The organism is Pantoea sp. XY16 (assembly GCF_025153065.1).
GTDB lineage: Bacteria > Pseudomonadota > Gammaproteobacteria > Enterobacterales > Enterobacteriaceae > Pantoea > Pantoea alfalfae.
On record NZ_JANZNP010000015.1, the window covers coordinates 54,950 to 78,020 of the forward strand.

At 55.4% G+C, this 23,071-nt stretch carries 17 protein-coding genes; 3 read left to right on the top strand and 14 right to left on the bottom strand.

Going from position 1 to position 23,071, the window contains the following annotated elements:
* Window positions 1–7: 7 nt before the first annotated feature.
* The 5 genes from alaS to tam all read right to left on the bottom strand — a co-directional run bounded on the left by alaS (window position 8) and on the right by tam (window position 5,949).
* On the bottom strand, window positions 8–2,635 hold the full coding sequence (gene alaS / locus N1689_RS19315) for an alanine--tRNA ligase (protein WP_260059913.1): 2,628 nt from the start codon (window positions 2,633–2,635) through the stop codon (window positions 8–10).
* 133 nt (window positions 2,636–2,768) lie between these two features.
* Complete coding sequence (locus tag N1689_RS19320) at window positions 2,769–3,287, bottom strand: regulatory protein RecX (RefSeq protein WP_150014588.1); 519 nt, start codon at window positions 3,285–3,287, stop codon at window positions 2,769–2,771.
* A gap of 120 nt (window positions 3,288–3,407) precedes the next feature.
* Window positions 3,408–4,478, bottom strand: a complete 1,071-nt coding sequence (gene recA / locus N1689_RS19325; protein WP_161732752.1) for a recombinase RecA — start codon at window positions 4,476–4,478, stop codon at window positions 3,408–3,410.
* Window positions 4,479–4,573: 95 nt separating this feature from the next.
* Entirely contained in the window at window positions 4,574–5,068 is a 495-nt protein-coding gene (pncC, locus tag N1689_RS19330) for a nicotinamide-nucleotide amidase (protein WP_161732754.1), read from the bottom strand.
* A gap of 68 nt (window positions 5,069–5,136) precedes the next feature.
* Window positions 5,137–5,949, bottom strand: a complete 813-nt coding sequence (tam, locus tag N1689_RS19335) for a trans-aconitate 2-methyltransferase (protein ID WP_260059979.1) — start codon at window positions 5,947–5,949, stop codon at window positions 5,137–5,139.
* Between the two features lie 165 nt (window positions 5,950–6,114).
* Here tam and N1689_RS19340 point away from each other — a divergent pair, with 165 nt between their 5' ends.
* Window positions 6,115–7,002: a dihydrodipicolinate synthase family protein gene (locus tag N1689_RS19340; RefSeq protein ID WP_260059918.1), complete on the top strand. Its 888-nt coding sequence runs from the start codon at window positions 6,115–6,117 to the stop codon at window positions 7,000–7,002.
* Between the two features lie 33 nt (window positions 7,003–7,035).
* On the opposite strand, the gene N1689_RS19345 is transcribed toward N1689_RS19340, so the two are convergent.
* The 7 genes from N1689_RS19345 to N1689_RS19375 form a co-directional block, all read right to left on the bottom strand.
* The gene (locus N1689_RS19345; RefSeq protein WP_222925060.1) at window positions 7,036–7,371 is read right to left on the bottom strand and encodes a zinc ribbon domain-containing protein YjdM; all 336 of its coding nucleotides are present in this window, start codon (window positions 7,369–7,371) and stop codon (window positions 7,036–7,038) included.
* Between the two features lie 80 nt (window positions 7,372–7,451).
* On the bottom strand, window positions 7,452–8,534 hold the full coding sequence (gene mltB / locus N1689_RS19350; RefSeq protein WP_161732760.1) for a lytic murein transglycosylase B: 1,083 nt from the start codon (window positions 8,532–8,534) through the stop codon (window positions 7,452–7,454).
* 150 nt (window positions 8,535–8,684) lie between these two features.
* Complete coding sequence (narI, locus tag N1689_RS19355) at window positions 8,685–9,362, bottom strand: respiratory nitrate reductase subunit gamma (protein ID WP_260059922.1); 678 nt, start codon at window positions 9,360–9,362, stop codon at window positions 8,685–8,687.
* Window positions 9,359–10,087, bottom strand: coding sequence for a nitrate reductase molybdenum cofactor assembly chaperone (gene narJ / locus N1689_RS19360; protein WP_260059924.1), 729 nt, complete (start codon window positions 10,085–10,087; stop codon window positions 9,359–9,361). The genes narI and narJ overlap by 4 nt, the downstream gene beginning before the upstream one ends.
* Window positions 10,084–11,628 carry a nitrate reductase subunit beta gene (gene narH, locus N1689_RS19365; RefSeq protein WP_260059927.1) on the bottom strand — a complete coding sequence of 515 codons (1,545 nt, stop codon included), beginning with the start codon at window positions 11,626–11,628 and terminating at the stop codon, window positions 10,084–10,086. Before narH ends, narJ begins: the two co-directional genes overlap by 4 nt.
* Complete coding sequence (locus N1689_RS19370; RefSeq protein WP_260059929.1) at window positions 11,625–15,386, bottom strand: nitrate reductase subunit alpha; 3,762 nt, start codon at window positions 15,384–15,386, stop codon at window positions 11,625–11,627. Before N1689_RS19370 ends, narH begins: the two co-directional genes overlap by 4 nt.
* A gap of 101 nt (window positions 15,387–15,487) precedes the next feature.
* Complete coding sequence (locus N1689_RS19375) at window positions 15,488–16,879, bottom strand: NarK family nitrate/nitrite MFS transporter (protein WP_260059931.1); 1,392 nt, start codon at window positions 16,877–16,879, stop codon at window positions 15,488–15,490.
* Window positions 16,880–17,190: 311 nt separating this feature from the next.
* Between N1689_RS19375 and narL the strand changes: the two genes are divergently transcribed.
* Both narL and mutS read left to right on the top strand, forming a co-directional pair.
* Window positions 17,191–17,838: a two-component system response regulator NarL gene (gene narL, locus N1689_RS19380; RefSeq protein WP_161732772.1), complete on the top strand. Its 648-nt coding sequence runs from the start codon at window positions 17,191–17,193 to the stop codon at window positions 17,836–17,838.
* 307 nt (window positions 17,839–18,145) lie between these two features.
* On the top strand, window positions 18,146–20,707 hold the full coding sequence (gene mutS, locus N1689_RS19385) for a DNA mismatch repair protein MutS (RefSeq protein ID WP_161732774.1): 2,562 nt from the start codon (window positions 18,146–18,148) through the stop codon (window positions 20,705–20,707).
* 133 nt (window positions 20,708–20,840) lie between these two features.
* On the opposite strand, the gene rpoS is transcribed toward mutS, so the two are convergent.
* Together rpoS and nlpD are read right to left on the bottom strand one after the other, a co-directional pair.
* Entirely contained in the window at window positions 20,841–21,833 is a 993-nt protein-coding gene (rpoS, locus tag N1689_RS19390; RefSeq protein WP_161732776.1) for an RNA polymerase sigma factor RpoS, read from the bottom strand.
* Window positions 21,834–21,890: 57 nt separating this feature from the next.
* Window positions 21,891–22,991, bottom strand: coding sequence for a murein hydrolase activator NlpD (nlpD, locus tag N1689_RS19395; protein ID WP_161732888.1), 1,101 nt, complete (start codon window positions 22,989–22,991; stop codon window positions 21,891–21,893).
* Window positions 22,992–23,071 lie beyond the last annotated feature (80 nt).

Sequence of the window (23,071 nt, forward strand, 5' to 3'; positions counted from 1 at the left end):
AATTCACTTACAGACGGCTGCTGACCCAGTCCTCAACCCCTGCTAATGCGCCTTTCAGAGCACCCGCATCGTTACCACCAGCTTGTGCCATATCAGGACGGCCACCGCCCTTCCCGCCAACCTGCTGAGCCAGACCGGCAATCAACTCACCCGCTTTAACACGGTCAGTCAGATCTTTGGTCACACCCGCAATCAGCGACACCTTACCTTCAGTAACCGTTGCCAGCACAATAATCGCCGACCCCAGCTGATTCTTAAGATCATCAACCATGGTACGCAACATTTTAGGTTCAACATTGTTGAGCTCACTGACCAGCAGTTTCACTCCCTTAACGTCGATGGCATTGCTGCTCAGTGAAGCGCTCTCCTGCGCGGCTTGCTGATCGCGCAGTTGCTGCAACTCTTTCTCCAGAGCCCGCACATGATCAACCAGACCACGTACTTTCTCGTTCAGGTTGCTGCTGTTCGCTTTGACCAGCTGCGCAAGATCCTGCAGCTGGCTGCTCTGCGCATTGACCTGCGCCAGCGCCCCTTCACCGGTAATGGCTTCGATACGACGGATGCCTGCCGCCGTTCCTGACTCAGCCTGAATACGGAACAGGCCGATATCACCCGTGCGCGCAGCATGAGTCCCCCCGCACAGCTCAACAGAGAAATCACCCATGGTCAGAACGCGTACGCGCTGATCATATTTCTCGCCAAACAGTGCCATCGCACCCTTAGACTTTGCCGCATCCAGATCCATCACTTCAGTTTCAACCGGCAGGTTGCGACGAATCTGCGCATTGACGATATCTTCGACCTGACGAATCTCCTGAGGTTTCATCGCTTCGAAATGCGAAAAATCGAAACGCAGGTATTTGTCGTTAACCAGCGAGCCTTTCTGCGCCACATGCTCACCTAAAACCTGACGCAATGCGGCATGCAATAAGTGGGTCGCGGAGTGGTTAAGACGGATGCGTGCACGGCGTGCCGCATCAACCTGGGCCTCAAGACGATCTCCGATACGCAACTGCCCTGCGGTCAGCTTACCGACATGACCGATTGCCTGACCATATTTTTGTGTATCCTGGACGCTAAATTCAGCATTCTTCCCTTTCAGAAGACCGGTATCGCCTACCTGACCACCGGATTCGCCATAGAATGGCGTTTCATCCAGCACGACTACAGCATCCTGACCGGCGGTCACTTCATTAACCGCCTCGCCCGCAACGTAGAGCGCTTTCACCGTGGCGGCCAGATGAAGCTGGTCGTAGCCTTTGAAGGAGGAGGCGGCATCAATGCGGATAACGTTGCTGTAGTCAGCGCCGAAGCCACTTGCTTCACGTGCACGCTGACGCTGCTGTTCCATCGCCTGCTCAAAGCCCGCTTCATCAATTTTCAGGTTGCGTTCGCGGCAGACGTCAGCCGTTAAATCAGCCGGGAAGCCAAAGGTATCGTAAAGACGGAAGACGATTTCGCCATCCAGCGTGTCGCCCTGCAGTTTTTCCAGCTCTTCATCCAGTAGCGCCAGTCCGCGCTCCAGCGTTCTGGCAAACTGATCCTCTTCGCTTTTCAGCACCTGCTCAACCTGAGCCTGCTGACGCTGTAACTCTTCGCCCGCAGCCCCCATAACCTCAACCAGTGGCGCAACCAGCTTATAGAAGAAAGCCTCTTTGGCGCCCAGCATATTGCCATGACGTACGGCACGACGAATGATACGACGCAGCACGTAGCCACGGTTCTCATTCGACGGAATCACGCCATCGGCAATCAGGAAAGCACAGGAGCGGATATGGTCGGCAATCACGCGCAACGATTTATTACTCAGATCGGTCGCGCCGGTAACCTGTGCCACAGCCTGAATCAGTTTCTGGAACAGGTCGATTTCATAGTTGGAGTTAACGTGTTGCAGAACGGCAGAAATACGCTCAAGGCCCATTCCGGTATCAACCGACGGTTTTGGCAGCGGCAGCATAGTGCCATCAGCCTGACGATTGAACTGCATAAAGACGATGTTCCAGATCTCAATATAACGGTCACCATCTTCTTCCGGGCTGCCTGGCGGGCCACCCCAGATGTGATCGCCATGATCGTAGAAAATTTCACTGCACGGACCACAAGGACCGGTATCGCCCATCTGCCAGAAATTATCTGACGCGTACGCGCTGCCCTTGTTGTCGCCGATGCGGATAATGCGCTCGCGTGGCACGCCGATTTCGTCCGCCCAGATATTGTAGGCTTCATCATCGGTTTCATAGACCGTCACCCACAGACGCTCTTTCGGCAGGCTGAACCACTGCTCGCTCGTCAGCAGTTCCCAGGCAAAACCAATCGCCTCTTTCTTGAAGTAGTCACCAAAGCTGAAGTTACCCAGCATTTCAAAGAAGGTGTGGTGACGTGCGGTGTAGCCGACGTTTTCAAGATCGTTGTGTTTGCCGCCTGCGCGTACGCAGCGCTGTGACGTGGTCGCACGTGTATAATCACGTTTGTCCTGACCGAGGAACACATCTTTAAACTGGTTCATCCCGGCGTTAGTAAACAACAACGTTGGATCGTTATTCGGTACGAGGGAGCTGCTGGTTACAACCTCATGTCCCTTGCTATGAAAAAAGTCGAGAAACGCTTGACGGATCTCAGCAGTGCTCTTGCTCATATATGTCCTGGAATCACGCTAACGAACGTTCCCTCTGATCGGCGCGGCCACATTCTCGTGGTGCCTGATTAGCGGAACAAAAAGTGGGAATAAGATAAATTTTCTTCGGTGGGAAGTAAAATTACATCGGCTTTTAGTCATCAAAATTTCTGAAAATGGACTGGATATCGTCGGTCTGAAAGCCCTTTGACTGCAGATAGCGTAGTACTTTCGCTTTCTCTTTCCACTCTGTAGGCAGCGGATGTCCGAATTTTCTTTCAGCCAACTGAGCCGCGCAGGCCGCCCAGTCGACTTCAGTCTCTTCCATCGCAATATCAATGGCTTCACGATCGATGCCTTTCTGGGCCAGTTCAAGCCGTACGCGCTGCGACCCAAAACCTTTACGGCTTCGGCTCTGAATAAACCGATCGGTAAAACGCTCGTCGTTTAACCAGCCGCTTTCCTGACACCAGTCCAGTACCTGCTCCAGCAGCGCTTCAGTAATAATTTCAGGCTCTTTTTTCTGCGCCCATGCGGCACGCTGAGCTGACTGTTGTAGCTTACGGGATAACTCTGCACGGCTGTGGTCGCGCTGACCCAAAATGCGCATCGCACGGTCAAGCAGACGAGAATAAGAGACAACATTGGGTTGGGGCTGAGAGGATTCAGTCATACTGCGCACCTTCTACAAACAGAGGGAGATTATGGCGACAGAACAGGACAGAGGGAAGGCAGGAAAGGTATGAGGGGGATAAAACAGCGGGAGAGGCTTTTGCCCCTCCCACATCATAAATCAGAAGTCTTCGTTTGCTTCACTTGCCGCGTCTTCTTTCTCAGCAGCTTTGTCGGCTGCTGCGAGTTTCTCATCTGCGCCGTTGAGCAACATCTCACGCAACTTCAGATCAATTTCGTTTGCCACAGCAGCATTCTCTTTCAGGAAGTTGCCGGCATTCGATTTACCCTGACCAATCTTGTCGCCATTGTAACTGTACCATGCACCCGCTTTTTCAATAAGCTTGTGCTTAACGCCCAGGTCGACCAGCTCACCAAAGGTGTTGATACCTTCGCCGTACATGATCTGGAATTCAGCCTGTTTAAATGGCGCGGCGATTTTGTTTTTCACTACCTTAACGCGGGTCTCACTACCCACCACGTTATCGCCCTCTTTGATGGCACCGATACGACGGATATCAAGACGGACAGACGCATAGAACTTCAGCGCGTTACCACCGGTAGTGGTTTCCGGGTTACCAAACATCACACCAATTTTCATACGGATCTGGTTGATGAAGATCAGCAGCGTATTGGACTGCTTCAGGTTACCAGCCAGTTTACGCATCGCCTGGCTCATCATACGTGCCGCGAGGCCCATATGTGAGTCACCGATTTCACCTTCAATTTCCGCTTTCGGCGTCAGCGCCGCAACGGAGTCGACGATGATGACATCAACAGCACCAGAGCGCGCCAGCGCATCACAGATTTCCAGCGCCTGCTCACCGGTGTCGGGCTGAGAACAGAGCAGGTTTTCGATATCTACGCCCAGTTTTTTGGCGTAAACCGGATCAAGCGCATGCTCAGCATCGATAAAGGCACAGGTTTTGCCTTTACGCTGTGCAGATGCGATAACCTGCAGGGTCAGCGTGGTTTTACCGGAAGACTCTGGTCCGTAGATCTCAACGATACGTCCCATTGGCAGACCGCCTGCACCTAATGCGATATCCAACGAGAGCGAACCGGTAGAGATGGTTTCCACATCCATTGAGCGGTCTTCACCCAAGCGCATGATGGAGCCTTTACCAAATTGTTTCTCAATCTGGCCCAGCGCGGCAGCTAAAGCCTTCTGTTTGTTTTCATCAATCGCCATTTCAACTCCTAATCAAGCCGGGTAAACACGCACTCAGGGTGCCTGCACTCTTTCTGTTGCCGACAATTATACTGTATAGTCATACAGTATCAAGTTTAATTTGTCAGAAATTCGCCATACAGTTTCTGCAGGGCCCATGCCACCGACTGGCGGCGGACGGCATCACGACCGCCGCTAAAATGCTGTTGAAAAGTCAATACGTTATCCTGCGGCCCGGCAAAGCCAAACCATACCGTGCCGACCGGTTTTTCTTCACTGCCGCCATCCGGGCCGGCAATGCCGCTTACGGAGATCGCGTAGTCAGCATGGGCCGCCTTACGGGCACCCAGCGCCATCTCACGTACCACCGCATCACTCACCGCGCCATACTGCGCCAGCGAGTCTGTCTGCACATTGACCAGTTGCTGTTTAGCCTCATTACTGTAGGTGACAAAACCGCGTTCGAACCAGGCGGAACTGCCGCTGATATCGGTAAAGACTTTGGCAATCCAGCCGCCGGTACAGGATTCCGCACAGGTTACGGTAGCATTACGCTGCTTCAGCTTCTCACCTATCTGCGCGCTTAACGCCTGCAATTGCTGATCGTCCATTGCAACTCTCCCTTTGGTCGTAGGTTGAAGGTGGTGCAGAAAAACCACTTTTTCAAGGGCTCTTATCATTATTGCCCTGATTTTGCGGCATGCTTTCCAGCGCCATCACCTTTTTTCACTGCAACCATAAAAAGTCGCGGAAAGGCGAGCAGAATCTGACCATCGGCCTGAGCCGGATAAGCAGTAAGTAAGCGCTGATGATAATCAGACAGAAAAGCCGACTGTTCAGATTCATTCAGCATAGCCAGGAAAGGCCTCAGGCCGGTCGCCTGCAACCAGCTGATAATCGCCTGTGCATCGGCCATCACGTGATAATAGGTGGTCAGCCAGATATCTACCTCACAGCCAGCCTCGGTCAGCAGATTGTAGTACTCGCCCGTAGAAAGCAGCTGTGTACGTTCAGCGACACTGGCATTAATGAGTGACGACCAGCGATCTCCAGCCGCCACCTCGCGCATCAGATAGTGCGACGGCTCATTGAGGTTATCAGGCATCTGTATCGCCAGCACGCCATCGGGTGCAAGCTGGCTGACCAGATGAGGAAACAGCGTGGCGTGATTATCCAGCCATTGCAGAGATGCGTTCGCATAAATCACTTGCTGCGGCGTATCCGCCTGCCATGTACGGATATCTGCCTGGACGAAACGGCAGTGCGGCAGACGTTCACGGGCCTGAGTTAGCATCGTCGCTGAACTGTCTAGTCCTGTGATCTGCGCCAGCGGCCAGGCATCGGCGAGCAGCTCGGTGCTGTTGCCGGGTCCGCAGCCCAGATCCGTCACCTGCTCAACCTGTTCCAGGCTGATCCGAGCCAGCAGTTCGCGGGCTGGACGGGTTCGTTCCGCTTCAAATTTGCGATACAGCACGGGATCCCACTCTTTCATCATCACCTCTCGCTCAGTTGTAAGAAGTATTCGCTTACTGAGACGGATGAAAGGCGAAAAAGTGCGACTCGTTGCTCATTTTTGCATCACGCGCTGGCAGAGACTGGCTGGAGCCATTAAGTTAAAACACTGTTTCATTTTTAACATTTACTTCAGGAGACAGCTATGCGTGAAAAATCGGCCTTTGCCGGTGTCTGGTGCCCTACCGTCACCCCTTTCAGTGCGCAGGGCGGCCTTGATATCGACGCGCTCGGGCGACACTTCTCCCGCCTCAATGACTCCGGTATTGACACCCTGCTGGTGATGGGCAGCATTGGCGAGTTTGCCTCACTGACGCAGCAGGAGCGTTTACAGCTGATTCAGGAAGCCAGACCCTTGTCACCACTAAAAATGGTGGCGAACATCTCGGCAACCTGTATCCCGGACATGCTGACACTGGCCGAAGCCGCCTGGAAAAATGACTTTGACGCGGTGATGGTGCTGCCGCCCTACTACTACGGACAGACGCAACAGCAGCTGTTGCACTACTTCGAAGCGCTTGATGCGCAGCTGGGTGGCAAATGGTTTGCCTACAACTTCCCGGCTCGCACCGGCTGCGATCTGACGCCAACGCTGATTGCCGCTCTGGCGGCAAAGCTGCCCAACTTTGTCGGTATCAAAGATACGGTGGATTGCCTGTCGCATAACCGGGCAATGATTGAGGAGACCCGCAAGATACGCAGTGATTTTGCCGTGCTGTCAGGATATGACGAATACCTGCTTCCCAATCTGCTGGCGGGGGGGGCCGGGGTGATTTCAGGCCTGAATAATATTGTGCCGGAGTACTTCGCCGGAATGATGAACGCGTGGCGGACAGGCAATCTTCCTGAGCTGACGCGTCTGCAGCAGCAGATTGGTCGGCTGATGGCGATTTACAGTATCGGGGATGATTTTGTGACAACGATTAAAACGGCTGTAGCGCGTCGCTATGACTCAATGAGCAGTAATTCGCGTAATTACGGTGGTGCTCTGAACGCGGAACAGTGCGCCGCAATCGATCGGCTGTTCAGCTAAAAGAAAGGCGGGCGCATCCCTGCGCCCCGGATCTCAGTTCTTTTTTACAAACTCAGATTTTAATTTCATCGGGCCAAAACCGTCGATTTTACAGTCGATGTTGTGGTCCCCTTCAACCAGGCGAATGCTTTTCACTTTGGTGCCGATCTTCAACGATGAGGAACTGCCCTTCACCTTGAGATCTTTGATCACCGTGACGCTGTCGCCATCTGCCAGCAGATTGCCGTTGGCATCACGCACTTCCAGCGATCCGTTGCTGCTGTCCCCCTCTCCTTCGGTCCAGATATGGCCGCAGGAGGGGCAGTTGAGATTATCACCATCTTGCCAGGTGTAATCGGCGTGACAAGCTGGGCAGGCAGGTAAAGACATAACGACTCCAGAGGTATCAGTGGCTGTATGGCCTGAAAAAGGGCGTCATCATATAACCTTACAGTTAACAAGGATAGCCTTTATAACAGGCCGCCCTGCCGTGCCTTGCTCACCGCCTCACCCAGTTGCCATACCGCCATCGCATAATGAGTACTGTGGTTGTAGCGGGTAATGACATAGAAATTGGGTAAGCCGTACCAGTACTGGTAGCTGGTGCCTAAGTCGAGGCGCAGCAGACTGACCTGATTGTTACCGTCCAGCGAACCCTGAGGTGACAGGCCTGACGCCGCCAGCATGCTCACGCTGTAACGGGTTTTGAAGCCATCTTCCAGCATCGGTGCCTGACCGCTTGCCGGGACCGCCACATTTTCACCGCTGCGCCAGCCGTGTTTCTGGAAGTAGTGCGCCACGCTGCCGATCGCATCCACCGGATCCCACAGGTTTGCATGGCCGTCGCCGTTGAAATCAACCGCGTAATCATTGTAAGAGGAAGGCATAAACTGACCATAGCCCATCGCCCCGGCGAAAGAGCCTTTCAGCGCCAGCGGATCATCCTGCTCTTTACGCGACATCAGCAGGAAGGTTTCCAGCTCGCTGCTGAAGTACGCGGCACGGCGCGGATAGTTAAACGATAAGGTTGCAAGCGCATCCAGAATCCGCGTTTTCCCCATTACGCGACCCCAGCGGGTTTCCACGCCAATGATGCCGACAATGATTTCCGGCGGCACGCCATAGACCTGCTGCGCGCGTTGCAGCGCATCCTGATACTGGTTCCAGAACGCCACGCCGTTTTGCACGTTATCCGGCGTAATGAACTTGTTGCGATAGCGGATCCAGGCACCGTTAGGTCCCGGTGCAGGCGTATAGCTCGGTGCCTGACGATCCATCAGCCGCAGCACGTAATCAAGTCGCTTAGCCTGACCGATGATGTTGTGCAGCTGCTCACGGTCGAAGTCATGCTTCTCAACCATCTTATCGATAAACTGCTCTGCGGCCGGATTACCGGCAAAGTCGCCGAACATCGCCTGCCCGCTGTGCGACGGCTGCAGTAAGAAACCGCCCTGTGGCGCAGCCAGCATCTTCTGCTGGGAAGGAACGTCAGGTTTGCTGCTGCAGGAGGCCAGAAGCGGGATGAACGCAAGGAGGGCTAACTTGAGACGCATCGGTTATCCATAAACGAAGGGTAAATTCAGATGCGGTAATAGTAGTCGTTCAGCGCGTTGACATACAGTCCGGAATCTTAAAAAAACGTCAACGCAGCCGTGGGTTAACATGGCTGCGGGGCGGTATCTCCCCCCACAGCCTTTCCGGGATTAGCGGCGGTTTCTCACCAGCTGATAACGGCGGTTCAGATATTCAACTGGTGCGCTCCAGATATGCACCAGACGACAGAACGGGAACAGCAGGAACAGCGTCATGCCCAGTACCATGTGCACGCGATAGATAAACGCGACGCCCTCAAGATGTTGCGACGCACCACCGTGGAAGGTCACCACCGCCTGTGCCCAGCCCACCAGCTTCATCATCTCACTGCCGTCCAAATGCTGAGCAGAGAACGGAATGGTCAGAAGACCCAGCGTGGCCTGAGCCACCAGCAACGTCAGGATCAGAATGTCGCCGACGCTGCTGGTCGCCCGCACTCGTGGATTGGTCAGACGGCGCTTCAGCAGCAGCGCCCCACCCGCCAGCGTCATCGCACCGAACAGGCCACCGGCAATCATCGCCAGCTTCTGCTTCACGTCGATCGGCAGGAAGGATTCATACATCCAGTGCGGGGTCAGCATCCCGACGATATGACCGAAGAAGATACCGATGATGCCGATGTGGAAAAGGTTAGAGGCAAGCCGCATTCCTTTTTTGTCCAGCATCTGACTGGAACCGGCCCGCCAGCTGTACTGCCCGTAGTCATAGCGCAGCCAGCTCCCAACCAGAAAAACCGTTCCGGCCAGGTAAGGGTAAATATCGAAGAAGAAAGTGTTAATAAAATTCATGCTGATTCTCCTGTGGTGCGCGCCGTCGCCGCGGCGATATCCAGATACTGCGGCGCGACCGCATCGGCGAAGCGACGCTGATGCCTCGCCTGCTGCGCTGAGGCACAGCCCTGTTCGCCGAGAAATTTAATCTGCTCCTCTTCCCAGACCGCATCGAGTGCTGCCGGGGTATCATCACGCGCTTCCTGCGCCACCTGGGGCTTGAGGGCCGCAGGATCGACTGCGCTGCCGGACAGCGTCAGTAACACGGTGAACAGGTCAGCATAAGGACTCTGTCGCTCTTCCAGACGCGCGGCCAGCAAGGCCAGAATTGGCACGATGTCCTCCAGCCCCTGACGCGCGGCCTCATCGCTTTTGCAGGCGAGATATTCCAGGTAGAGCGGCAGATAATCGGGCAACTCTTTGCTGTCCAGTTCCAGACCGTCAGCCCGGTACTGTTCCAGCAGATCAACCATCGCCTGACCGCGATCGCGCGACTCACCGTGCACATGTTCAAACAGCAGCAGCGAGGTGGCGCGGCCGCGATCAAACAGTTCGCAGTAGTCAGCCTGCACATCCAGCATGGGCCGGGTGCAGAGCTGATTGATGAAGCGTACCAGCCGTGCGCTCTGTTGCAGGTTGAGTTCGCTGGCCTCTTCCAGCGCCGCGTTCAGGTCGGGATAGTGGGTAAACAGCGCCTCATCCGGGTAGTCCAGCAGACGCGACACAACACGCAGCGTGATCATGAGGCATCCTCCGGACGGCTGGTTTTCCTGCTGACGTCAATGGCATCAATACGGCGGCTGTTGAACAGGTTAAATTTGCTGTCGCTGCCGTGGCAGCCATCGCCAAAGCTGAAGCCACAGCCTTTGCTTTCCGGGAAGGCTTCACGCGCCAGTTCACGATGGCTGGAAGGCACCACAAAGCGATCTTCATAGTTAGCGATCGCCAGATAACGGTACATCTCCTGCGCCTGCGCTTCGGTCAGACCGACCTGCTCCAGCGCCCGGACATCATGCTCACCGTCCACGCTTTCTGCGCGCTTGTAATGGCGCATCGCCAGCATGCGTTTCAGTGCCAGCAGCACCGGTGCGGTGTCGCCTGCGGTCAGCAGGTTCGCCAGGTACTCAACCGGAATGCGCAGGCTTTCCACATCCGGCAGCACGCCGGTATGCGCCAGCGCCCCGCCATCCACCGCCGACTGAATCGGTGATAATGGCGGCACATACCAGACCATCGGCAGCGTGCGGTATTCAGGATGAAGCGGCAGCGCCAGCTTCCATTCCATCGCCATTTTGTAGACCGGAGAGCGTTGCGCGGCGTCGATCACGCTCTGCGCAACGCCATCTTTCAGTGCCTGGGCGATCACGGCCGGATCGTGGGGATCAAGGAAGATATCCAGCTGGCTCTGATAGAGATCTTTCTCGTTTTCCACTGCGGCCGCCTGTTCAATGCGGTCAGCGTCATAGAGCAGCACGCCGAGATAGCGGATGCGGCCGACACAGGTTTCCGAGCAGACGGTGGGCTGGCCCGCTTCAATACGTGGATAACAGAAAATGCATTTTTCCGATTTGCCGCTTTTCCAGTTGAAGTAGATCTTCTTGTAAGGACAGCCGGTCAGGCACATCCGCCAGCCGCGACATTTATCCTGGTCGATCAGCACAATGCCATCTTCGCCGCGCTTGTAGATCGCGCCACTGGGGCAGGTCGCCACGCACGCCGGGTTGAGGCAGTGCTCACACAGGCGCGGCAGATACATCATGAAGGTATGCTCAAACTGGCCGTAGATCTCCTTCTGGATATTATCGAAGTTCTTATCCTGCGAGCGCTTGGCAAATTCGCCGCCAAGGATCTCTTCCCAGTTCGGGCCGTTTTCGATCTTTTTCATCCGCTCACCGGTGATCAGTGAGCGCGGACGTGCGATCGGCTGATGTTTACCGGCAGGCGCGTTGTGCAGATGCTGATAATCGAAATCGAACGGCTCGTAGTAATCATCCAGTGCAGGCACATCCGGGTTAGCGAAGATCTTCGACAGCAGGCCGACGCGACTGCCCATGCGCGGCTCCAGCTTGCCGTTGATCTTACGGATCCAGCCACCCTTCCATTTCTGCTGATTTTCCCAGGCGTGCGGATAGCCGACGCCAGGTTTGCTTTCGACGTTATTGAACCAGGCGTATTCCATGCCCTCGCGACTGGTCCAGACGTTTTTACAGGTCACCGAACAGGTGTGGCAGCCGATACATTTGTCGAGATTCAGCACCATGCCGACCTGTGAACGAATTTTCATGGTTTTACCTCCTGCTGGCTGCCCTGGCAGGCATCGTTGCCTTCCCCATCTAACCAGTTAATGTTGTTCATTTTTCTGACCACCACGAACTCATCGCGGTTAGAGCCGACGGTGCCGTAGTAGTTAAAGCCCCAGGAGAGCTGGGCATAACCGCCGATCATATGGGTCGGTTTCGGGCAGGTTCGCGTCACGGAGTTATGGATGCCGCCGCGCTGGCTGGTGATCTCCGAACCGGGGATATTCACGATGCGTTCCTGAGCGTGATACATCATGGTCATACCGGCCGGGATACGCTGGCTCACCACCGCACGCGCGGTCAGTGCACCGTTGGCGTTGAACGCCTCGATCCAGTCGTTATCCACAATGCCCAGCTCGCGGGCGTCATCTTCACTCATCCAGACAATCGGGCCGCCGCGTGATAGCGTCAGCATCAGCAGGTTGTCGCTGTAGGTGGAGTGAATGCCCCATTTCTGATGTGGCGTCAGGAAGTTCAGCGCCTTCTCCGGGTTACCGTTGGGTTTGCTGTTCAGCAACGGCTTCGCCGCACGGGTATCAATTGGCGGACGATAAACCATCAGGCTCTCACCGAAGGCGCGCATCCACTCATGGTCCTGATAGAGCTGCTGACGACCGCTCAGGGTACGCCACGGGATCAGCTCATGAACGTTGGTGTAGCAGGCGTTGTAGGAGACATGTTCATCTTCCAGACCTGACCAGGTCGGACTGGAGATAATTTTGCGCGGCTGTGCCTGGATATCGCGGAAGCGGATCTTCTCATCTTCTTTGTTCAGTGCCAGATGCGTGTGGTCACGACCGGTAATCGCCCCCAGCGCCTGCCAGGCTTTCACCGCCACCTGACCGTTGGTTTCTGGTGCCAGTGCCAGGATCACTTCTGCTGCATCGATCGCCGTGTCAATATTTGGCCGCCCCGCTGCCGGACCATCGGCTTTGACATAGTTAAGCAGCTTGAGGAAATCGACCTCTTTGCTGGTGTTCCAGCTGATGCCTTTGCCGCCGTTACCCAGGGTATCCAGCAACGGTCCCAGCGAGGTAAAGCGTTCCCAGATCGCCGGATAGTCGCGCTCTACCACCATAATGTGTGGCGCGGTTTTGCCCGGAATCAGGTCGCACTCGCCTTTTTTCCAGTCTTTAGTCTCGAACGGCTGCGCCAGTTCGGCCGGTGAGTCATGCAACACCGGCAGCGTCACCACATCCGTTTCAACACCTAAATGGCCAGGGCAGAGATCGGAGAAGGCTTTCGCGATGCCTTTATAAATCTCCCAGTCGCTTTTTGAATCCCAGGCCGGGTCGACGGCCGCCGACAGCGGATGAATAAACGGATGCATATCCGAGGTATTCATATCGTCTTTTTCATACCAGGTGGCGGTTGGCAGTACGACATCGGAGTAGAGACAGGTGCTCGACATACGGAAGTCGAGTGTGACCACCAGATCCAGCTTGCCTTCGGCACCCTGATCCAGCCATTCCACTTCTTCCGGCTTCACGCGGCCCTGCTGACCTAAATCTTTACCCTGAATGCCGTTTTCGGTGCCCAGCAGGTACTTGAGCATGTACTCATGCCCTTTACCTGAGGAGCCGAGCAGGTTAGAGCGCCAGACAAACAGGTTACGCGGGAAGTTCTGCGGGTCGTCCGGCTGTTCAGCGGCAAACCGCATGGTGCCCTGCTTCAGGCTTTCCACGGTGTAATCCAGCGGGGACTGACCGGCGGCTTTCGCCTGCGCCGCGATGTGCAGCGGGTTGACGTTAAGCTGCGGTGCGGAAGGCAGCCAGCCCATGCGTTCGGCACGCACGTTGAGGTCGATCAGGCTGCCGCTGTAGCGACTTTTATCCGCCAGCGGTGACAGCAGTTCGCTGGTAGCCAGGGTTTCATAGCGCCACTGACTGGAGTGGTTGTAGAAGAAAGAGGTGCTGTTCATCTGACGCGGCGGACGCTGCCAGTCGAGGCCAAAGGCCAGCGGGGTCCAGCCAGTCTGTGGACGGAGTTTCTCCTGACCGACATAGTGCGCCCAGCCCCCGCCGCTCTGACCGACGCAGCCGCAGAAAATCAGCATGTTCATCAGGCCGCGGTAGTTCATGTCCATGTGGTACCAGTGGTTCATACCGGCACCGACGATAATCATTGAACGGCCACGGGTTTTCTCGGCGTTTTCGGCAAACTCACGGGCAATGCGGATGATGTTCTGCCGGGAAACACCCGTAATCTGCTCTGCCCAGGCCGGACTGTAGGCTTTAATTTCGTCGTAGCTTTGCGCGCAGTTAGTATCATCAAGGCCGCGATCCAGACCGTAGTTCGCCAGCGTCAGATCGTAGACGCTGGTGACCAGCGCTTCACTGCCATCCGCCAGTTTCAGGCGTTTCACCGGCAGCTTGTGCAGCAGAATCTCATCCAGCGCGACACTGTTAAAATGCTCGCTGGTGATGCCGCCAAAGTAAGGGAAACCGACTTCAACGACCTCATCGTGGCTGCCGAGCAGGCTGAGTTGCAGCTCCACTTCTTTTTGTGACAGGCCGTCGCGCTGCTCCAGGTTCCATTTCCCTTTTTCGCCCCAGCGGAAGCCGATAGAGCCCTGCGGCGCAATCAATTCACCGGTCGCCTGATCCAGCGCCACGGTTTTCCACTCCGGGTTATTCTCCTGACCCAGACCCTCCACCAGATCGCTGGCGCGCAGCTGACGGCCTGCGGCGTAGTAGCCGCCCTCGCGTGGCTCCAGCATGACCAGCATCGGCATATCGGTGTAGCGGCGCACATAGTCGCGGAAATAACCGACTTCGCGATCAAGATGAAACTCTTTCAGCATCACATGGCCCATCGCCAGCGCCATCGCGCTGTCGGTGCCCTGCTTCGGACTCAGCCACTGGTCGCACAGCTTCGCGACTTCTGCATAGTCCGGGGTGATTGCCACGGTTTTTGTCCCTTTATAGCGGACTTCCGTAAAGAAGTGCGCATCCGGGGTACGGGTCTGCGGCACGTTGGAGCCCCAGGCAATAATGTAAGAGGAGTTGTACCAGTCGGCCGATTCCGGCACGTCGGTCTGCTCGCCCCAGGTCATCGGTGACGCAGGCGGCAGATCGCAATACCAGTCATAGAAGCTCAGGCAGGTTCCGCCGATCAGTGACAGATAACGAGCGCCGGCAGCGTAAGAGACCATCGACATCGCCGGAATCGGCGAGAATCCCATAATTCGGTCAGGGCCGTAGGTCTTCGCGGTGCAGATGTTCGCAGCAGCGATCATCTCGTTCACTTCCTGCCAGCTGGAACGCACAAAGCCGCCACGTCCGCGCGCCTGCTTGTAGCTTTTCGCTTTCTCTGGATTGCTGATAATGGATGCCCATGCCTCCACCGGATCGCTGTGCTGCGCTTTCGCGTCGCGCCACAGCTGAATCAGCTTCTTACGCATCAGCGGATATTTCAGGCGGTTAGCGCTGTAGAGATACCAGGAGTAGCTGGCTCCACGTGGGCAACCACGCGGCTCATGGTTAGGCAGATCGGGACGCGTACGCGGATAGTCGGTCTGCTGGGTCTCCCAGGTGACCAATCCATTTTTGACGTAGATTTTCCAGCTGCAGGAGCCGGTACAGTTAACACCGTGGGTAGAGCGTACGACTTTATCGTGCTGCCAGCGGCTGCGATAACCATCTTCCCAGTCGCGGTTACTGTTTAAAGTCTGCCCATGCTGGCCGGAAAAGGGCTCAGCCAGCTGTTTGAAATAACGAAATCGATCAAGAAACTTGCTCATCCGGAATACTCCTGAAGGCCTGGTATGACATTGCTGACTCTGCATCTGTCGCGATACAGAAAGTAAAATGGTGCCGGTGCGCCACACCGGCTTTGTCGTTATCAGGCGCGGGCTTTTCGTCCGTAAACCAGCCAGGTCACGGCGATGCAGCAGAGATAGAAGACCAGGAAGATTTTCATCGCGCCAGCAGGTGAACCTGTCATGGCAAGCGACAGGCCAAAGGTCTGTGGAATAAAGAAGCCGCCCAGTGCACCAATGGCGGAGATAAAGCCCAGCGCAGCCGAGGTTTCAGTTGCCGCTTCACGCTGCGCATGCGCATCGTCACCACCTTCAGCTTTGATACGTTCCAGCGTCAGCTTGCGGAAGATCACCGCAATCATCTGGTAGGTGGAGCCACTGCCCAGACCGGCGGTCAGAAACAGGCCCATAAACACGGCGAAGAAGGCAATGAACGAGCCATCATGTCCATCTCCCGGCAGTGTGAGGAACAACAGTGCGGCAAACAGCGCCATCAGGATGTAGTTAACCAGCGTGACGCGGGTACCGCCGAGGCGGTCAGAAACGATGCCGCCTGCTGAACGGGCCAGCGCACCAATTAACGGGCCGAAAAAGGCGTAATGCATGATCACAACATCTGGAAACTGCGTTTTCGTCAGCATGGCGAAACCAGCAGAAAATCCGATAAAGGAACCGAAGGTCGCCAGATAGAGCAGTGCCATAATCCACAAATGTGGACGTTTCAGCACCGGCAACTGCTCACGCAGCGAGGATTTCGCCGCCGCGAGATCGTTCATGCCGAACCAGGCTGCGAGCGTGCCGATCGCCAGGAAAGGCACCCAGATCCAGGACGCATTTTCCAGCCAGATGCTGTCGCCGGTGACGGTGGTTTGACCCACATCGGCAAAGCCAAAAATGGCACAGGAGATTGCCAGCGGTGCGACAAACTGCATCACGCTGACGCCAAGATTACCAAGGCCGCCGTTGATACCCAGCGCGCCCCCCTGATGGGCTTTAGGGAAGAAGAAGCTGATGTTGCCCATGCTCGAAGCAAAGTTAGCGCCACCAAATCCGCACAGCAGGGAGATCACCATAAATGTGGCGAATGAGGTCTGGCTGTCCTGTACCGCAAAGCCGAGCCACAGGCAGGGGATAATCAGGATGCCGGTGCTGAAAGCAGTCCAGCGGCGACCACCAAAGATGGGAATAACAAAAGAGTAAGGCACACGCAGCAGCGCGCCGGACACAGACGGCAGCGCGGTCAGCAAAAAGAGCTGCTCCGTAGTGAAGTTAAAGCCGACTTTATTCAGATTCACCGCGACGGTGCTGAACAGCATCCAGACGCAGAAGCCCAGCAGCAGGCAAAAAACAGAAATCCACAGGTTACGGCTGGCGATACGCTTGCCGCGCGTCTGCCAGAACGCCTCATTTTCAGGTTGCCAGTCCTGGATTAACGCGCCGCGCGTCGGGGTTTGCAATGGGGCAGATTGGGTCATAAATCTCTCATCAGCAGAATAATAATTGTGCATATCCTGCGCATCCGGCCTGGTGGCTTGCTTGATACAAATCAACGGCAATGCAGGTTACAAAGGCGTGGCAATCTCAGCTCATCCCGGTTAAGTAGTTAACTGAATGCAGATAAACCTTATAAATCATGCGGTTTAATTGCAGCTGCGAACATCTTCAGCAAAAGGGCATCTGAATGGAAATAAAGGAGTAGTCCTTTGGGAGTATATAGCGACCCCGCTTCACCGGTAAGATAGGCACCTTCGCCCGTACAGGGCTGGCGTATAGGACAGGAAAGATTGTGACGGCAGAGAAATTTACGCTCTTATTAATCGATGATCATCCTATGCTGCGCAACGGTCTGAAGCAGCTGATTGCGCTGGATGAACGACTGCAGGTAGTGGCCGAAGCGGGTAACGGCATTGATGGTCTGGCGCTGGCACAACAGCACGATCCCGACCTGATCCTGCTGGATCTTAATATGCCCGGTCTGAGCGGGCTGGATACCCTCACCCAACTGCGCGAAATCGCCCTTTCTGGCCGGGTGGTGGTGTTCAGCGTTTCCGATAATGAAGAGGATGTGGTCAGCGCGCTGAAGCGCGGTGCGGATGGTTATCTGCTGAAAGATATGGAACCCGAAGCCTTGCTGAAAGCGCTGCATCAGGCGGCCGCCGGGCAGATCGTACTGAGCGAAGCGTTAACCCCAATTCTGGTTGCGCGGTTGCGCAATTCACAGCCTGCGCAGACGCGCGATATCAGCCAGCTGACCCGACGTGAACGCGACATCCTGCAACTGATCAGCGATGGAATGACCAACAAAGCGATTGCCCGCAAACTGGCTATCAGTGAAAGCACGGTCAAGGTTCACGTCAAATATCTGCTGAAAAAAATGAACCTCAAATCCCGCCTTGAAGCCGCCGTCTGGGCGCTGCAGAACGGGCTGCACTGAGTATTTTCCTTCTGCTGTGCGCTGTAGCGCCGCCCCTTCCGCCATAAACTGACGCAGAAATCGCGAGCCGCCTCGCAGCACCGCGCCAGCATCATGAAAAACGCCACTTTTCTGTCGCCAGCCGTCGCCACATTTGCCAGGATGCCTGTCAGGTTATACCCGGTCAGGATCAGGGCGATTATCAGGCTGGCATATGCCCTGCCCTATTCGTTATCATCTGGTTATCCTGCGCGCCGACGCGAATCCTTTCGGTTTCATGGGCGTTGACCGCCAGAAATTTACCGCATTAAAGATGAGTTAAAACCTTATGCAAGAGCCAACCGAAAAGGACTTTCCTTCCCATACGCCCATGATGCAGCAGTACCTGCGCCTCAAGGCTGAGCATCCTGATATTCTGCTGTTTTACCGTATGGGTGACTTCTACGAGCTGTTTTATGACGACGCAAAACGCGCCTCACAGCTGCTGGAGATTTCACTCACCAAACGCGGCGCGTCCGCGGGCGAACCGATCCCGATGGCAGGTGTGCCCTATCATGCGGTTGAAGGCTATCTGGCTAAGCTGGTTCAGCTGGGCGAATCGGTTGCCATCTGCGAGCAGATAGGCGATCCGGCGCTGAGCAAAGGACCGGTCGAGCGCAAAGTGGTGCGCATTGTAACACCCGGCACCATCAGTGATGAGGCGCTATTGCAGGAGCGGCATGACAATCTGCTGGCGGCGATTGTGCAAAGTCCGCGCGGTTTTGGCTACGCCACGCTGGATATCAGCTCAGGCCGTTTTCGATTAAGCGAACCGGCTGATGCCGAAACCATGGCGGCAGAGCTACAGCGCACCAATCCTGCTGAGCTGCTCTACCCTGAAGATTTTCAGGCGATGTCGCTGATCGATCAGCGTCGTGGCCTGCGCCGTCGTCCGCTGTGGGAGTTTGAAATTGACACCGCGCGCCAGCAGCTGAATCTGCAGTTCGGCACCCGCGACCTCAATGGCTTCGGCGTAGAGAACGCGCACCTCGGACTGAGTGCGGCGGGCTGCCTGTTGCAATATGTCAAAGATACCCAGCGCACCACGCTGCCCCACATCCGCTCGCTGAGCATGGAGCGGCAGCAGGACAGCATCATCATGGATGCCGCCACCCGCCGCAATCTGGAGATTACCCAGAACCTGGCTGGCGGTACTGACAACACCTTAGCGGCTGTGCTGGATAAAACCGTCACCCCGATGGGCAGCCGGATGCTGAAGCGCTGGTTGCATATGCCGCTGCGTGATGTGCGCATCATTAACCAGCGTCAGGAGTCGATTGCTGAACTGCAGAATCTCAGCGACGTGCTGCAGCCGGTGCTGCGTCAGGTCGGCGATCTGGAACGTATCCTGGCACGTCTCGCACTGCGCACTGCGCGTCCGCGCGACCTGGCCCGCATGCGTCATGCGTTTCAACAACTGCCGGAACTCAACCAACTGCTGGCCGACGTTAAAGCGCCACAGCTACAGAAGCTGCGCACGCAGATGGGCGAATTCAGCGCGTTACGTGAGCTGCTGGAACAGGCGGTGATTGAGTCACCGCCGGTGCTGATTCGCGACGGCGGGGTGATTGCGCCAGGCTACAACGCGGAGCTGGATGAGTGGCGCGCGCTGGCCGATGGCGCTACCGACTACCTTGACCGGCTGGAGATCCGTGAACGCGAGAAGTTGGGACTGGATACGCTGAAGGTCGGCTTTAACGGTGTGCATGGTTATTACATCCAGGTGAGTCGGGGACAGAGTCATCAGGTTCCGATGCACTATGTCCGTCGTCAGACGCTGAAAAACGCTGAGCGCTACATCATCCCGGAACTGAAAGAGTACGAAGATAAAGTTCTCACCTCGAAGGGTAAAGCCCTGTCGCTGGAGAAGAGCCTGTATGAGGCGCTGTTCGATCAGCTGCTGCCGCACCTTGAAGCGCTACAGCTGAGTGCCGCCGCGCTGGCCGAACTGGACGTGTTGAGCAACCTGGCAGAACGTGCCTGGACCCTGAACTACTGCCGTCCTGTGCTGCAGGATAAAGCCGGCATTAAAATCAGTGGCGGTCGCCATCCGGTGGTTGAGCAGGTCCTGAAAGAGCCGTTTATTGCTAACCCGCTGTCACTGGCACCCCAGCGCAGAATGCTGATTATTACCGGTCCTAACATGGGTGGTAAAAGTACCTATATGCGACAGGCGGCACTGATTGCGCTGATGGCATGGATTGGCAGTTTCGTTCCTGCCGATGAGACGCTGATTGGACCACTGGATCGCATCTTTACCCGCGTCGGTGCCGCTGACGATCTCGCCTCCGGGCGCTCGACCTTTATGGTTGAGATGACCGAAACCGCAAACATCCTGCATAACGCCACTGAAAACAGTCTGGTGCTAATGGATGAGATTGGACGCGGCACCTCGACCTACGACGGTTTATCGCTGGCCTGGGCATGCGCCGAAAACCTGGCGAACCGCATCAAGGCGATGACGCTGTTTGCCACCCACTACTTTGAGCTGACAACATTGCCGGAAAAAATGGAAGGCGTGGTCAACGTCCATCTGGATGCGGTTGAGCATGGCGACACTATTGCCTTTATGCACAGCGTTCAGGAAGGTGCAGCGAGCAAGAGTTATGGTCTGGCCGTAGCCGCGCTGGCCGGCGTGCCTAAAGAGGTGATCAAGCGAGCGCGCAACAAGCTGAAAGAGCTGGAAACCGTTTCAAATCACTCGGCATCATCAACGGTAGATGGTTCTCAGCTGCCGCTGCTGGTTGAAGAGACCTCGCCAGCGGTGGAGGCGCTTGAGGCGCTGGATCCGGATACGCTGACACCGCGTCAGGCGCTCGACTGGATTTACCGGCTTAAATCACTGGTGTGATAGCACGCCGCATCGTGTGAACGCACGGTGCGGCGCTGGCACACTTCTGTAAATCACTTTTCTGCAGGCATAAAAAAAACGGTGGTTTTCACCACCGCTTTTTGCATTCGAACTCAGACCATCTTACAGACGATTATTCACGAAACAGTGCTTCGATGCTGAGGCCCTGCGCCTGCAGGATTTCTCGCAGACGGCGCAAACCTTCAACCTGAATCTGACGTACACGCTCACGGGTTAAGCCGATTTCACGACCCACATCCTCAAGCGTTGCCGCTTCATAGCCTAACAGGCCGAAACGACGTGCCAGCACTTCACGCTGCTTGGCGTTCAGTTCGAACAGCCATTTGACGATGCTTTGTTTCATATCATCGTCCTGCGTGGTGTCTTCAGGGCCGTTGTCTTTCTCATCGGCCAGAATATCCAGCAGCGCTTTTTCAGAATCACCGCCCAATGGCGTATCAACTGAGGTAATGCGTTCGTTGAGACGTAACATACGGCTTACGTCCTCAACAGGTTTATCAAGCTGATCGGCGATCTCTTCCGCACTCGGCTCATGGTCGAGCTTGTGGGAAAGTTCACGCGCAGTTCGCAGATAAACATTCAGTTCTTTTACAATGTGAATCGGCAGACGAATGGTACGGGTTTGATTCATGATCGCCCGTTCAATGGTCTGACGAATCCACCAGGTAGCATAGGTTGAGAAACGGAACCCGCGCTCGGGGTCAAATTTCTCAACGGCACGAATCAGGCCGAGGTTACCTTCTTCAATCAGGTCCAGCAGGGCTAAACCACGATTGCTGTAACGACGGGCGATTTTCACTACCAGGCGTAAGTTACTTTCGATCATGCGGCGACGGGAAGGGATGTCACCTCTCAATGCACGGCGAGCGAAGAAAACTTCTTCCTCTGCCGTTAACAACGGAGAATAGCCAATCTCCCCAAGATAGAGCTGCGTCGCATCTAATACACGCTGCGTCGCACCCTGTGATAGCAACTCTTCTTCCGCTACGTCGCTATCACTGGCTTCGTTTTCAACGAGTGCCTTCTCGTCAAAAATTTCAGCTCCATTCTCATCGAATTCCGCGTTCTCATGTAACTCGTTTACTTTCAGCGTATTCTGGCTCATAAGCGGCTCCTACCCGTGATTCCAGGGCAGAACATAAAACAGTTTTGTTCTGCCGGATTATCGCTGCGGTAAATAACGCAACGGGTTTACGGATTTCCCCTTGTAACGAATTTCAAAGTGTAATCTGACTGAACTGGTTCCGGTGCTACCCATGGTAGCGATCTTTTGCCCCGCCTTAACTTCCTGTTGTTCCCGAACCAGCATTGTATCGTTGTGGGCGTAGGCGCTCAGGTAATCATCGTTGTGTTTAATGATGATCAAATTACCGTAACCCCGGAGTGCGTTACCTGCGTAAACCACTCGTCCTGAAGCAGTGGCAACCACAGATTGTCCGCGCGTCCCGGCGATATCGATACCTTTATTGCCACCTTCGGCGGCAGAGAAGTTATCGATAATCTTCCCGTCAGTCGGCCAGCGCCAGCTTCCGACCGGCGTTGAACTGTTGGTAGTACTGCTAACCGTTGGGGGTGCGGTAATCACCGGAGCTGTTGTCGTTGCAACATTTGCTCCTTTCGAAGGCAACAATTTGCTGCCACCCGAATTACCTGAATCATCAGAATACGTAATAACAGGTTGCTGTGCAACAGCAGGCGATTTAATTTGTGGCGCGGCCGGCACGCCGCCCTGCGTTGCATCAGCAACGGTAATGGGATTTCCACCGGTAATCGGCTGGCCCGATCCGTTACCAATCTGTAAAGTCTGGCCTACATTCAGGCTATATGGCGCGGCAACGTTATTGCGCTGGGCTAAATCACGGAAATCATTGCCGGTAATCCAGGCAATGTAAAACAAGGTGTCTCCGCGCTTAACGGTATACGTTTCACCGGAGTAGCTACCCTTAGGAATATTCTGGTAACTGCGGTTGTACACTATCCGGCCGTTCTGCGTCTCAACATTACTGTTGGTACTAATCATTCCACCATTGCTGGGAACAGATGCTGAATTTCTGCTTAACATTTGTCCCTGAGACGGCGCGGCAGGAACACCACCCGAAACCGGGCCTGCGCCAGCCTGGCTGTTCATCATGCCACCATCATCGCCAACGCGACTGATGGGTGCCTGTGAGTTGTCGCCGGAGCTACAGCCTGCAAGCCAGAATCCTACCAGTGAAAGTGCCGCCAGACGGCGTAACTGAAAAAGTGTGCTTCCCGTGCTCATTAATCCCCCGTGATGGCAACGCTGATCTATCTGTTTCACTGTACCGGCCAGCAGAATGCTCTGCGCGGCGCGATAAAATC